Origin of the sequence: Luteibacter mycovicinus (assembly GCF_000745235.1) — a bacterium.
In the GTDB taxonomy this organism is placed as follows: Bacteria; Pseudomonadota; Gammaproteobacteria; order Xanthomonadales; family Rhodanobacteraceae; genus Luteibacter; species Luteibacter mycovicinus.
The window spans coordinates 2,125,756-2,139,510 of sequence record NZ_JQNL01000001.1; the positions used below are offsets into that span (position 1 = coordinate 2,125,756).

9 protein-coding genes are annotated in these 13,755 nt (G+C 64.8%); 3 read left to right on the top strand and 6 right to left on the bottom strand.

Features of this window, described 5'->3' with window-relative positions; translation table 11 throughout:
- Positions 1-12 precede the first annotated feature (12 nt).
- Both FA85_RS09555 and FA85_RS09560 read left to right on the top strand, forming a co-directional pair.
- Positions 13-1,647 (top strand): alpha/beta hydrolase, encoded by a 1,635-nt coding sequence (locus FA85_RS09555; protein WP_036109288.1) that lies wholly within the window; start codon positions 13-15, stop codon positions 1,645-1,647.
- A gap of 16 nt (positions 1,648-1,663) precedes the next feature.
- Positions 1,664-3,313, top strand: coding sequence for an alpha/beta hydrolase (locus FA85_RS09560; protein WP_036109286.1), 1,650 nt, complete (start codon positions 1,664-1,666; stop codon positions 3,311-3,313).
- Positions 3,314-3,327: 14 nt separating this feature from the next.
- On the opposite strand, the gene FA85_RS09565 is transcribed toward FA85_RS09560, so the two are convergent.
- From FA85_RS09565 to glnA, 3 genes are all read right to left on the bottom strand, one after another.
- The gene (locus tag FA85_RS09565) at positions 3,328-4,515 is read right to left on the bottom strand and encodes an OprO/OprP family phosphate-selective porin (RefSeq protein WP_036109283.1); all 1,188 of its coding nucleotides are present in this window, start codon (positions 4,513-4,515) and stop codon (positions 3,328-3,330) included.
- A 147-nt stretch (positions 4,516-4,662) separates the two neighbouring features.
- A complete protein-coding gene (locus FA85_RS09570; RefSeq protein WP_036109280.1) occupies positions 4,663-5,454 on the bottom strand; it encodes a glutaminyl-peptide cyclotransferase in 792 nt (263 codons plus the stop codon).
- 156 nt (positions 5,455-5,610) lie between these two features.
- Entirely contained in the window at positions 5,611-7,023 is a 1,413-nt protein-coding gene (gene glnA, locus FA85_RS09575) for a type I glutamate--ammonia ligase (protein ID WP_036109277.1), read from the bottom strand.
- A 332-nt stretch (positions 7,024-7,355) separates the two neighbouring features.
- On the opposite strand from glnA, the gene acpA reads away from it, so the two are divergent.
- On the top strand, positions 7,356-9,035 hold the full coding sequence (acpA, locus tag FA85_RS09580; protein ID WP_036109274.1) for an acid phosphatase: 1,680 nt from the start codon (positions 7,356-7,358) through the stop codon (positions 9,033-9,035).
- Between the two features lie 119 nt (positions 9,036-9,154).
- Here acpA and FA85_RS09585 read toward each other — a convergent pair whose 3' ends face one another.
- The 3 genes from FA85_RS09585 to FA85_RS09595 are packed head-to-tail and all read right to left on the bottom strand — an operon-like array spanning position 9,155 to position 13,710.
- Positions 9,155-10,705, bottom strand: coding sequence for a DHA2 family efflux MFS transporter permease subunit (locus tag FA85_RS09585; RefSeq protein ID WP_036109272.1), 1,551 nt, complete (start codon positions 10,703-10,705; stop codon positions 9,155-9,157).
- Between the two features lie 3 nt (positions 10,706-10,708).
- On the bottom strand, positions 10,709-12,199 hold the full coding sequence (locus FA85_RS09590; RefSeq protein WP_081907289.1) for an HlyD/EmrA/EmrK family protein: 1,491 nt from the start codon (positions 12,197-12,199) through the stop codon (positions 10,709-10,711).
- On the bottom strand, positions 12,196-13,710 hold the full coding sequence (locus FA85_RS09595) for an efflux transporter outer membrane subunit (RefSeq protein WP_051943173.1): 1,515 nt from the start codon (positions 13,708-13,710) through the stop codon (positions 12,196-12,198). Before FA85_RS09595 ends, FA85_RS09590 begins: the two co-directional genes overlap by 4 nt.
- Positions 13,711-13,755: the final 45 nt, after the last annotated feature.

Sequence of the window (13,755 nt, forward strand, 5' to 3'; positions counted from 1 at the left end):
AGGACGACCATGATGAAACATCGATTCACGGCCTTCGCACTGGCCCTGCTTCCGCTGGCCAGCTTCGCGAACCCACAGATCGCCTGGACCGATTGCACCACCGATCTGGTGGGACCCGGCGGAACGGCCCTGGGTGACCGATTGCAGTGCGGCACGCTGCGGGCACCGCTTGACCATATCGCACCGGACGGCCGGTTTTTCGATGTCGGCGTCGTGCGCATACGCGCCGCCGCCGCCGACCAGCGGCAAGGTTCGCTGTTCGTGAACACCGGAGGGCCCGGAGCCCACCCGGGAAGGCTCCTCGTGGCCATCGCCCGCGGGTGGAGCCAGGAAGACCCCGACGATCCTGACACCGCCGACAAATATCGTCTGGCGCAGCGTTTCGACATGATCGCCGTCATTCCCCGCGGGCTTCGCGGTGGCACGGAGTACCGGTGCCTCACCGGGTTACCACCTCGCTATGCGTTCCTGCCCAGCCACCTGGACGACGACAACTGGCGGAAAGTCATCGAGGAGGCCAACGCACAATCGTCGGCATGCGCCGCGCCACCCGAAGCACGCTTCATCAGTACCGAACAACACGTCCACGACATGGACATGGTCCGCCGCGCATTGGGCGACGACTCGCTGAATTTCTACGGCATCTCGTATGGCGGTAGGGTCGGGGGCTGGTATGCCGCCATGTACCCGACACGTGTCGGTCGCATGCTGCTCGACTCGCCCATGCTTTTTACCCACGACTTCCGTGCGGCGATGGAGATGACGCAGACGGCGCGGCGAAAGCAGTTCCAGAGGGCGCTCGCGCCCATCGTCGCCGATCCCGTTCTTTATGGCCTCCCGGACGACCCGTCCGCGATCACCTCGTCGTTCGACGACCTCCCGGGACGTACAAGGGAAATGTGGTATCCCGTCCTCGACTCGACGCCAAGGCTGGCGGCCGCGTTGTGGATCGCGGGCTGGATCCGCGAGGCGGAGCCTGAGTCGCAGTCGAAGCTCGAAGGCCGTATCCGCCGCCAGACCTTCAGCGCGGACGCCTCGCTGGATCGCGGTATCCGTTGGGCCGCGATGCAACTGGCGGCACATTACTTCGCGCCGGCACCCACCGTCCCCCGCTTCGACGCCGGACAGGACGGCGACTCCGTCCGTCTTGCCGTCGGCTGCAACGACTCGCGCTGGGCGTTCTCCGATGACCAGATCCGCGCACGCGCTGTAAACGGCGCCGCGCGATACCTGCACTCGAACGGTGACGACATTCTCGAAGAACTGGTGTGCTCCCGCTGGCCCCATGCCACCGCACGATTGCCGGACCTCACGCGTGTGGAGCAGGCGCCGCCGTTTCTCCTGCTCCAGTCCGAGCATGACGTGGCGACGCCAGCGGAGGGTTCGAGAAATCTCCTCGACCGCTATCCCAATGCCCGGCTTCTGATGGCTCGCGGCTCATCGGTGCACGGCGTGTTCAACTTCACGACATCGCAATGCATCGAGCGAACGGTGGCCCGGTATCTCCTCGACGGCAGCCTCCCCGACAGTGAGTCGCGCGAGTCGTATTGCGAGGGTACCAACGAGAATCCCCTGTCCGCGCTGCCACACACGCCGGTGCCCGCGTCGACGCCGGCCACGCCCGCAACGCACGACGAATTCCGATGACGGATCAAGGACGATCATGAAAACCCTGGTACCTCTGACGTTGGCGCTGCTCGGCGCCGTCGCGTCGCCTTCCCTGCTGGCGCGCGTGCCGTTCATCACGTGGGCCAGCTGTCCGGCCGAACTTACCGGCGGCACCTGGCCCGAACTGGGTGAGCGGCTGCACTGCGGGAAGGCGCGGATGCCGTTCGATCATCTCAGGCCGGATGGACGCACCATCGAAGTCGGCGTCGTAAGGATCGCCGCCGAGGATCAGTTCAAACGGGAAGGAGCGCTATTCGTCAATGTGGGTGGCCCCGGCGGGCAACCGGCGGCCTTCGTCGCGTCGATGGCCGCGGCATTCGGCGCGGTTGAAGCGTCCGATCCGTTGCACGGCGACCGACGGCGACTTGTCGAACGCTTCGATCTCATCGCGGTGATTCCTCGCGGACTCCGGGGCGGCTGGACCTACGAGTGCGACGCGGTCGCACCGACACGTCACTTCCTGCCGGCACATCGCGACGACGCCAACTGGAAGCGCGCCATCGCCGATGCGCGCGCGCAAGCCAACGCGTGTTCGGTGCACGCCGAAACCGCCTACCTCAGTACGGAGCAGCACGTAAGGGACATGGACGCCGTCCGCGCTTCGCTGGGCGACGACACGCTGAACTTTTACGGGATCTCGTACGGGGGCCGGGTGGGTGCGACGTATGCGGCACTGTACCCGGAGCGCATGGGCAGGATGCTGCTCGACTCGTCTCTGATGTTTCACCGCGGCTACCGCACCGCCATGGAGCTGACGAATGACGCGCAGCAGGATGCCTTCGAAAAACGCGTGCTGGCTCCCATCCTGCACGAGCCATGGCGCTATGGGCAGGTAAGCGATGCCGGCGAACTCCAGGGCGCGATCCGTGGCTTCGCCGACGAGCTGAGGCCCGCATGGCACGATGCGCTGATCAGTCCCGCCCATCTCGCCGCCGCGATGACGATGGACAGGTGGGTCAAGGCATCCGGCTGGCGCAACTGGCGAAGCCTGCAGAGTCTGGCGGCTGCCAACCGGTTCAGCCTCGATGCCGCGACAGACGGTGCGATACGACAGGCCGCGCTGGAGCTCACCCAGCGTGGTGCGAGCACCGTGGCGGGCCAGGTTCGGGGGCGTCACGGCAACGCGCATCGGCATGACTCGCTGGTCGACCGTCACGGCGAGTGGCTCAACCTCGCGGTGATGTGCAACGACGAATCCTGGGAGCCGATGCAGGAGAAGATTCGCGCCCGCGCGGACCGCGATGCATTCACTTACACCGAGGCTGACGGCTCGCAGATTTTCGACCAGCTGACCTGTGCGGCCTGGCCGGCGCGGGTCGCGCGCAGCCCCGACTTCGGCGTGCTCGAAACGCGTGCTCCCTTCCTGCTGATCCAGTCCGAGCATGATGCATCGACGCCACTGATCGGTGCGCGCGCGATGCTCGCCCGATTCCCTTCCAGTCGGCTCGTCGTCGCGAAGGGCAGCTCACAGCACGGCCTGCTGGCTCAGTCCGCGACACCGTGCGTGGAGAAGGCCGCCATGGCGTATCTCCTGGAGGGCCGACTCCCCGAAGGCCCGGACAGGGAGACGGCGTGCGCGTTCGTGCCCGGCGAGCCTTACGAAGATCTCACGGCGTCGTATGAGTGGGATGACGCACGGCTCTGATCTGGAAAGCGCGCTCAGAACATGATCTGAGCGCGCACCTCGACGATGTGCGGGTCGATGCGCAGGTCGCGCCGGTCACTGGTCGCCCTGACGTAGTTGCCCTGGAGTTTCAGGTATTTCGTGATGTACCAGTTCGCACCGAACGTCCAGTCGTGCTCGGTACCGCCCAGCACCGGGCCGTCGTCGAGGTCGAGCGTGCTGTAACGAACGAGGAATTCGAGTGCGCCCCAGGGCCCCTTCGGAACGACATCGGCGACGTTGCCGCTGTTATAGGTGCGCGATTCGCCGGTGACCACCCAGCTGCCGAACGCGTACCAGCCGTGTGCGATGAAGGCGGGCTTGTCGACCAGCTTGACGCGGGCGTCGAGGTATTCGCTCTGAACCGACCACGGCCCCCCGATCCACAGGCCTTCGAGACCGCGGCGATCGACATGGTCGGCCACGCTGAGCGTGCCGGAATCGATGAGGCGCTGGGTGATCAGGCCGGCCTCGGGCAAGGCGCGCAGACGGATGCTCGGCGGGGTGTAGCGCCCGCGTCCGTCCGTCGTGCCGTCAGGTGTCTCTCGCGAAAGGGACAGGCCAAGGTGCAACACGTCGCCCGGCGAGTTGTGCGGCGTCCATGCGGCGCGCCCTGCCACCATGCGGCCGTCGAGATCGCCCTGCAGGTTGCCGCCGTCGTAGTAACCGAGTTGTATCAGGTACTGCTTGCGGGTCAGAGCCCAGTCGATACCGAGGCGTCGGTTCGCGTACACCGCCTGCATCGGCAGCGAGGATTCCAGAAAAGACGTCGTTCCCGTGCTGGTGTTGCCCTCGAAGCCGACGGGCGTTTTCATGAAACCCACGCGTAGCGCGCCGTAGTCGTCGCCGAGCAGCGCCTTGCTCTGCACGCGAAAAAACGTATCCAGCCAGGTCTTCGCCTGAAAGTCGAAGACGACCGTCGCGTCGTAGACACCTTTTTTCCGTACGAAGAACCCGAACTCCTTCCGGCGATTGGTCTGCGCGTCTTCGTAGGTGCCTTCGTCGTGCGAAAAGCGGTCGAGGTCGAACTGGTATTTCAGCGTGAGGCCGAGATCCGTGCCGTCGGCGAAAACGTGATGGGTCGGCCAGTTGCTTCGCCAGTCGTAGCTGGTGGCGGGTACGTCGGCGGCGAGCGCGTAGGCGGGAGCGATCAGCGCCAGCGCGCCGAGGATGATGGTCTTCAAGCGGGTCCCCTCCCGAGGCTCCCGGCGGACAGCCGGGCGTTATTCGTAAGACTATACAACGGATATAAGAATATCCTCAGATCTTGCGAATATGATCGGCCTGAATCGTATTTACTTGAAGGCGGTCGCTGTTTACCGCGGTGCCACTCAGCGCGGACGTTTCGGTTTCAGTCGAATCTCGAAGAGCGCTGGCCAGCGCTTGCCGGTCACGAACAGGCGATCGTGGGCCGCGTCGTAGGCGATGCCGTTGAGGACGTCATCGGCCGGGTCATCCATGCGGCTCGTGTCGACGAGCCCCGAGAGGTCGATCCAGCCGGTCACGTGCCCGGTTTTCGGATCGATACGGGCGATGCGTTCGGTCTGCCAGACGTTGGCGAGGATCTCCCCCTTCACCCACTCCAGTTCATTGATCATGCGCAGTGGCACGCCATCGGCTGTCACGTCGATGCGACCCGTCTGCGCCAGGGTGACCGGATCAAGAACCCGGATGGTGGGCGTGCCGTCGCTCATGTAGAGATGTTTCGCGTCGCGCGTCATCGCCCAGCCTTCGCCGGGATAGCTGAACTTGCCAACGGGCGCGAAGGTCTTGCGGTCGTAGATGAAGCCGACACCATCGCGCCAGGTCAGCTGCAACAGGTGGTCGCCCGAGACGATGATGCCTTCGCCGAAGTATCCGGGCGGGGTGTCGAGATGCTGCACGACGTCGCCGGTATCGAGCCGGACCTTGCGCACGCCCGAGCCCATGTATTCGCCCGTGCTCTCGTAGAGAAAACCGCCGTCGTAGAACAGCCCTTCCGTAAAAGCCTTCGGATCGTGCGGGTAGGTGCGCACCACCGTGTAGCCGTACACGGGAATGTCGGAGGCCGTCGCGACACTGCCACATCCGACCAGCCACGCAAACGCGGCCAGGACCGCCACGCGAATCGGAGAGGTTGTCATGCCGGATGCCTGTGAGTGAACTGCAGGCATCCTAACGGCAGTTTCGCCACGATCAAGGGGCGGCGGCGGCTCGCAAAATCGCGCCCATTCGCCCACGAGAAACAAAAGAAGGGGCGCCGAGGCGCCCCTTCGTTCACCCGAACGTCGCTCTCGCGATCAGATCGCGTAGTACATCTGGAACTCGAGCGGGTGGGTGCTCGCGCGGTAGCGGGTCACTTCCTGCATCTTCAGCGCGATGTACGCGTCGATGAAGTCGTCGGTGAACACGCCACCGGCCTTGAGGAAGTCGCGATCCTTGTCGAGCGCGGCGAGCGCTTCGTCGAGGCTGGCGCAGACCTGCGGGATGTTCTTCTCTTCTTCCGGCGGCAGATCGTAGAGATCCTTGTCGGCCGGTGCACCCGGGTCGATCTTGTTCAGGATGCCGTCGAGGCCGGCCATCATCAGCACGGTGAAGGTCAGGTAGCCCGACTGCATCGGATCCGGGAAACGGATCTCGATACGACGACCCTTCGGGCTCGACACGTACGGGATACGGCAGGATGCCGAACGGTTACGCGCCGAGTAGGCGAGCATGACCGGCGCTTCGAAGCCCGGGACCAGACGCTTGTAGCTGTTGGTCGTCGAGTTGGCGAACGCGTTGATGGCCTTGGCGTGCTTGAAGATACCGCCGATGTACCACAGCGCCGTCTGCGACAGGCCACCGTAGAGGTCGCCCGCGAAGAGGTTCTCGCCGTTCTTCGACAGCGACTGGTGCACGTGCATGCCCGAGCCGTTGTCGCCGACGATCGGCTTCGGCATGAAGGTCACGGTCTTGCCCTGCTGGTGGGCGACGTTCTTGATGACGTACTTCATCGTCATCAGTTCGTCGGCCTTCTTCACCAGGGTGTTGAAGCGCGTGCCGATCTCGCACTGGCCCGCGTTGGCGACTTCGTGGTGATGCACTTCGACCACCTGGCCGAGCGACTCGAGCACCTTGCACATGTCCGCGCGCAGATCACCCAGGCTGTCGACCGGGCTGACCGGGAAATAGCCACCCTTCACACCCGGACGGTGACCGCTGTTGGTGCCGTCGTACTTGTAGCGCGACGACCAGGCCGCTTCTTCGGAGCCGATTTCGTAGAACACGCGGCCCATGTCGTTCTGCCAGCGGACCGAGTCGAAGATGAAGAACTCGGGTTCCGGGCCGAAGAAGGCGGTATCGGCGATGCCGGTCGACTTCAGGAAGGCTTCGCCGCGCTTGGCGATGGAGCGCGGGTCGCGACCATAAGCCTGCATGGTGCTCGGCTCGAGCACATCGCAGTGCACGATCAGCTGCTTGTGAGCGCTGAACGGGTCGAGGTGGGCGGTCTCCGGATCCGGCATGAGGACCATGTCGGACTCGTTGATGCCCTTCCAGCCGGCGATCGACGAGCCGTCGAACATCTTGCCGTCTTCGAACGTGCTCTCGTCGATGGCGTGGGCGGGGAACGTGACGTGGTGGTGCTTGCCGAGCATGTCGGCGAAGCGCAGGTCGACGAACTCGATTTCCTCGTCCTGGATCAGGTTCAGCACTTTGGAAGCGGCGGACATACAAACCTCGAAATGGGTGTGGGCGGAATGCGTGTAGCAATCGCTATGCCAGCGTGTCCGCCATCGACGGGCGCCGGAATCAAGCTCTCCCATCATAGAACGGGCGTGAGGAAGATGTGCAAATGCACCATCATGGTGCATCGTTCTCGCTCACGCACCATTCCGGTCGATCCGCCATCATCGACGCGAGGTCCGCGAGCGTTTCTCCATCGTTTCCTACGCCGCTGCGTTTTCCCGAGCCGCCCGCATCGTTTACGCTTCGGTCCCTAGCGGGGGCCTCGCCCCTCCCACACCGCCGCCTTTCCCCGGGCCGGCGCACGCAGAGCCGCTCCATGACCAAGAAAACCGATAACGACACCCCCGACGCCGCGCGACGCCGGTTGCTGGGCGGCATGGCCACGACGGGCGCCATGCTCGCGCTGGGTGGCGCAAGCGAGGTGACCGCGGCCGGTAGGAAGGCGGCTGGCCCTGCGCCGACCGGTGCCGCACTGGATGCGTTGCTCGAAAAGCACATCGATAACGTGGTCGTGATCTACGCGGAAAACCGCAGCTTCAACAATCTGTTCGGGGACTTCCCCGGTCTGCAGCAGCCGCTGAGCGAGGTGCCGCCAGAACGTCTGATCCAGCGGGACCGCGACGGCACCCCGCTGAAGACCCTGCCACCCATCTGGGGCGGGCTCGTGCCGCACGAGCAGGTCGTCGACCATAAAACGTACAAGATCGGCGAAAAGGACATTACCGGCCTGCCGAACGCGCCGTGGGCACTCCACACCGGCGACGGCACCCCGCTGCCGCACGGTCTGGTAACGCGCGACCTCGTCCACGCGTTCTATAACAACCAGCTGCAGATCAACGGCGGCAAGAACGACGGCTTCGTCGCGTGGGGTGACAACGGTGCGCTGACCATGGGGCACTATGCCAGCGCGCCCGTTCACCTGCGCCTGTGGAATATCGCCTCGCAGTTCACCTTGTGCGACAACTTCTTCATGGGTGCCTTTGGCGGTTCGTTCCTCAACCACCAGTACCTCGTCGCCGCGCAGCCGCCGTTCTATCCGGACGCCGACAAGAGCCCCGCGCAGTTCAACATCGCGGTCACTGAAAGCGGCGACCCGCTCGACCATCGCCTGAAGATGGACGAGGAATCGCCGAAGAGCGCGATGGACGGCAAACCCAAATTCGCGCACCACAATACGCTGACCCCGGACTTCTGGGCGGTGAACACCATCGGTCCGCCCTATTCGCCGGGCTTCAACGTCGATCGCAAGAATCCGCTGCTTGCCGACGCCACCAGCGCCAACACGCTGGTGCCGCAGAAGCATAAACACATCGGCGACGTACTCTCGGCGAAGAATGTCGACTGGGCCTGGTATGGCGGCGGCTTCCAGGCCGCGCTCGACGGTAAGGGCGACGGTGACGATGCCAGCTTCCCGCAGACGCCGAACTTCCAGCCACATCACCAGCCGCTCAATTACTTCGTGACACTGGCTCCGGGAACCGAAGCGCGCAAGAAGCATCTGCGCGATGGCGGTCTTGGCGAGACGGCGGCGACGAATCATTTTCTTGCGGACATCGCGGCTGGGAAGCTGCCGCCGGTGGCGTTCTACAAGCCGCAAGGCGACCTCAACATGCATGCCGGCTACTCCGACGTGGAAGCCGGCGATCGTCATATCGCCAACGTCGTACATGCGCTGCGCAAGAGCCCGCAGTGGAAGAACATGCTGGTGGTGATCACGTTCGACGAGAACGGCGGCTGGTGGGATCACGTGGCTCCGCCCAAGGGCGATCGCTGGGGTCCGGGAACACGCATTCCCGCGCTGGTCGTGTCGCCGTATGCGAAGAAGGGCCACGTCGAGCACACGATCTATGACACCGGATCCATCGCCCGCTTCCTGACGCGCCGGTTCAAGCTCGAGAAGCTGCCGGGGCTGAAGATGCGTGAGGATGCGATGGTGGCGGCGGGTGGACCGGCGGCGGGTGATCTTACCGAAACGCTGGACTTTTCGGCGACATGATATCGCCAACAGGGTTGGCTCCCACCGGAGCATCTCCAGCAGCCCTGACCTCGGGACGCCGGCAGTGGTGGGAGCCGGCCTGCTCGTAGCAGCCAGCCTGCTGGCGACAGCCCGGACCCTCAGTGTCCGGGTGTACCGCCCGACGCGAAAGGCGGTTTCGCGAACCAGATGGCGATCATCGCCAGACCGAAGATCAGGCCGAAGACCCAGAACACGTCATTGACCGCCAGCGTCGCCGCCTGCATGTCGACGATGCGGTTGAGCGCCGCATTGGCGGTCGGGCCCTGCACGCCAAGAGCCTGGAAGCGATCGAGGTACTCCGTCGTCGTGCGGCTGCCCTCGACGACGTTCTCCGACAGCACCGCGTGGTGATACGTCGTGCGATGGGAGTACATCGTCGTGCTCACGGCCGTCGCGATGCTGCCTGCCAGCGTGCGGAAGAAGTTCGACAACCCGGATGCGCTCGCGACCTCCTCATCGGGCATGCCCGAGAGGATGATCTGGTTCACCGGCACGAAGAACAGCGCGATACCCGCACCCATGCAGAGCCGCGGGATGGCCAGCTCGCTGTACGGCGCGTTAGTGCTCAGCGTCGACATATAGAACGATGCGGCAGCGAACACCGCGAAGCCGATCGTATTGAGCAGACGCAGGTCGAACTTGCTCTGGAACACGCCGACGATAGGCGACAGCACGATAGCCAGGATGCCGATGGGAGCGACGACGAAGCCCGCCCAGGTGGCCGTGTAGCCGAGTACCTCCTGGACCCACATCGGCATGACCACCGTACCGCCGAAGAAGGCGAACATGCCCAGCGAAAGGCACAGCACACCCACGAAGAAGTTACGCCGGCCCAGCAGGCGCAGCTCCACCACCGGATGCTTGTGCATCAGCTCCCATGCGACCAGGAAGGTGATGCAGACCAGCGACACGATGGCGAGTACGACGATGGTCGTCGAACTGAACCAGTCGTCGTCGTTGCCATTGTCGAGCATGAACTGCAGGCAGCCCACGCCGACCGCCAGCAGGAACAGGCCGACCGCGTCGATAGGCATCTTCGTGACTTTCGACTCGCGGTCGCGAAGCAGCGCATAGGTGACGACGACCGCAAAGATGCCGACCGGGATGTTGATGAAAAAGATCCACGACCAGTGGTAGTTGTCGGTAATCCAGCCACCGAGAATCGGGCCGAAGACCGGCGCGACCACCACGGTCATTGCCCAAAGCGCCAGCGCGATAGGTCGCTTCGCGACGGGGTAGTTGTTGAGCAGCAGCGTCTGCGAAAGCGGGACCATCGGACCCGACACCGCGCCCTGCAGGAGGCGGAACACGATCAGCATCGGCATCGACGTGGAAAATCCGCAGAGTGCGGAAAACACGACGAACAGCATCACCGACACCATGAAGGTCCGCACTTCACCGAAGCGACGCGCCACCCAGCCGGTCAGCGGTTGCATCACCGCGCTGGCCATGGAGTAGGCGCTGATCGCCATCGTGCCTTCGTTGCTGCTCACGCCTACGTTGCCGGCGATGGTGCGCACCGACACGTTGACGATGGAGATGTCGAGCACCTCCATGAACGTGGCGAGCGCCACGCCCGCGGTGAGCAGGACCAGCGCACCGCCGGTGAGCGGCGGCCGGGATGCGCCGTTACCGTTCTGCCCAGCCATCGATCAGCCGCCGCGCTTCGCCGGGACCGGCTTGGGCGTCGTATCCACGGTGTTCTCGCGGATGATCTGTTCGGCGCGCTGGTCGGCTTCGCCCATCTCCTCCTCATAGACGTTGGTGCTGGCGAGAGGCTTGCTGCGGATCGTGTCGGACAGCACACGGCCATCGCGGTCGTGCGTATCGACGTTCACGTCGGTTGACAGACCGATCCGCAGCGGATGCTTGCGGAGGTCCTCCGCGTCGATCGCCACGCGCACGGGCAGACGCTGTACCACCTTGATCCAGTTGCCGGTCGCATTCTCGGCGGGCAGCAGCGAGAAAGCGCTGCCGGTGCCCGCATTCAGACCGACGACCTTGCCGTGATATTCCACGTCCGAATACATGTCCGTCGTCAGCTTCACCGGCTGGCCGATACGGATGTGCTCGAGCTGGGTCTCCTTGAAGTTCGCATCCACCCACAGGTCGGCGAGCGGCACGACGGTGAGCAGATCCTGGCCCGGCTGAATACGCTGGCCGACCTGCACCTGGCGACGGGCGGCATAGCCTTCGATCGGAGAGACGATCGCATTGCGCCCGTTGTTGACCCATGCGTTACGGAACTGCGAACGCGCCTGAATCACCGCGGGGTAGTTCTCGATGGTGGTGCCATCGACCTGCGCGTGCGCGGCCGCGGCTTCGCGCTCCGCGGCATCCAGCGCGGCCTTGGCCTGCTGCATCTGGCGCTTGCCGGTGTCGACTTCTTCGGCCGACACGGCGCGCCGCTCGAGCAGCGGGTGGCGGCGGTTATAGTCGTCACGTGCCTGCTCATACTGCGCACGGCGCTGCGGGATGGCGGCATCGGCCTGATTGGCTTGCTGCATCCTGGCCTGTGCTTCACGCACGGCCTGGGCGAGCTGGCCTTCGGCGTTCATCAGGGCCACCTTCGCATCGACGGGGTCGAGCCTGATCAGCACCTGACCCTGATGGACGCGCTCGGTTTCTTCCACGCCCACCTCCACCACCGTACCGGCGATGCGCGAGGAGATCGTGACCATATCGCCCTTGACATAGGCATCGTCGGTCGTCTCGCGCTGTGACAGCACGAAGATGTAGAGAAGCAGCCATGCCAGGCCGGCGAGGATGAAGACCGCGGCGATGATCGAAAGGATGATGACCTTCTTGCGCTTCGCCTTCGGGTCCTCGTCCTTCTTGTCTTTGTCGTCCTTGTCCTTTCCGTCCTTGTCCTTTCCGTCCTTGTCCTTTCCGTCCTTGTCCTTTCCGTCCTTGTCCTTGTCGCCGTCTTTTTTATCGGCGTCCTTCTTCTCGTCGTCCTTGCCGTCGGGCTTGTCCTGAGGCTTCTTCTCGTCATCGTCGCCGTCGTGACGGCCATCGTCGTCGCGCTCGCCACGCGGCGATTCGTCACCGTACTTGTGCAGGTACTTGTAGCGGTACTTGTACGGCTGCGGCGTCAGGCCGCCTTCGGCGCCTTCGCGCTGATCGTCGTTTTCAATGGTCATCGCGGGGAGTCCTTGCCGGCGGCGGCGGCCGGAAGATCGGGCAGGTCGTCGGCGTGGTAACCGCCGCCGAGCGCGTGGATGAGGGAAAGATTGGCGGAAAGCATCTGGCTGGTGAGCTGCAGGCGCGCATCGCGCTGCTGGTCCAGCTGCATGTCGGCATTGAGCCAGGTGCGGTCGTCGATCAGGCCTTTGGACCGACGGTCGGCGGCTTTGGCCTTCTGCGCGGCGCTGGCGTCGTACCGCCGGTCGACCTGCACGCGCTGGTTATCCAGCATCTGCAGCGTGGCGACACCTTGCGCGATATCGCCGGCCGCCTGCACGACGGCCCCGTCGTACTGCGCCACGGCGCTGTCGAGCTGGGCCTGCGCATTCTCGAACTGCGCACGCAGGCGGCCGCCACTGAAGATCGGCAACTGTACCGATGCGCCGATGTTGCCCAGCGTCAGGTCGGTCCGCGTTCCCGAGCCGAGATCCGGATAGGTACGCAGGAAGGCACCCAGCGCCATCAGGCTCACATCGGGGTAATAGGCCTTGCGCGCCTGGTCGATGTTCTTCGACGAGGCTTCGATCTGCCATCGCGCCGCTGCGATATCGGGCCGCCGTGCGAGCAGACCCAGCCGGGCGTCGTCGGGCAGCCGCGTATCGGGCGTGGGCAGCGGCGACGGCGTGAGGTTACCCAGGTCCTTCGGCGATACGCCGGCCAGCGCGGCGAGCTGGACGAGATCCAGGCTGGCGGCGCCTTCCAGCTGCGCCACGTTCTGCCGCGTCTGCGCGAGCTGCGCATCGGCCTGATCGAGGGTGGTCGGATCGTCCAGACCGCCATGCACACGCAGTTCGACCAGCTCGCGGTACTGCGACGAACTGTCGGATGCATGGCGGGCGACGGCGAGGCGCGCCTGCTGCGCCTGCCAGTCGAAGTAGGTGTTGACGACGTTGTACTGCAGCGACGTCGCCGCGGAGGCCCGCTCGGCCTCGGCGGCACGGGCCTGGCCGACGGCTGCCTCGACTGCGGCCTTCTGCTTGCCCCACAGGTCGAGGTCCCATGTCGCGAGCGCCCCTGCGGCGCCGCTGTTGCTCCAGCTCTTGCCGGGGTTCAGCTGAAACCCCTGAGCGTTTCCGGCGGCACCGGGTGCCTGACCCTGCAGGGACACGTCGTTGTACCCGTGCCCGCCATTCAGAAGCCCGCGTACCTGCGGGTTCAGTTCCGCCTTCGAGGCATCCACGGCGCGGAGCGCCGCCCGATATCGGGCTTCGGCCTGCTCCATGTTGGGCGAGCCGCGCATGGCGAGGTCGACGATACGATCGAGCTGCGCGTCGTCGTATCGTTTCCACCACTCAGGCTGCGGCCATCCCGCCTGGGACGTGGGCAGCCCGGCGACAGGTACTTCGTCGCGCGGAACGAAGGCCGGAGGACGCACGGCGGGCGCGCAGGCGGCGACCGCAAGCGCCGCGACAAGTACGCCAATGCGTAGCCCGCCGGTTCGACGGCGGAGCCGGAGGAATGTGTGCATGTCGAATCCGTGTGAAATTCCTTGCGAAAGGCGATGACATGCCCT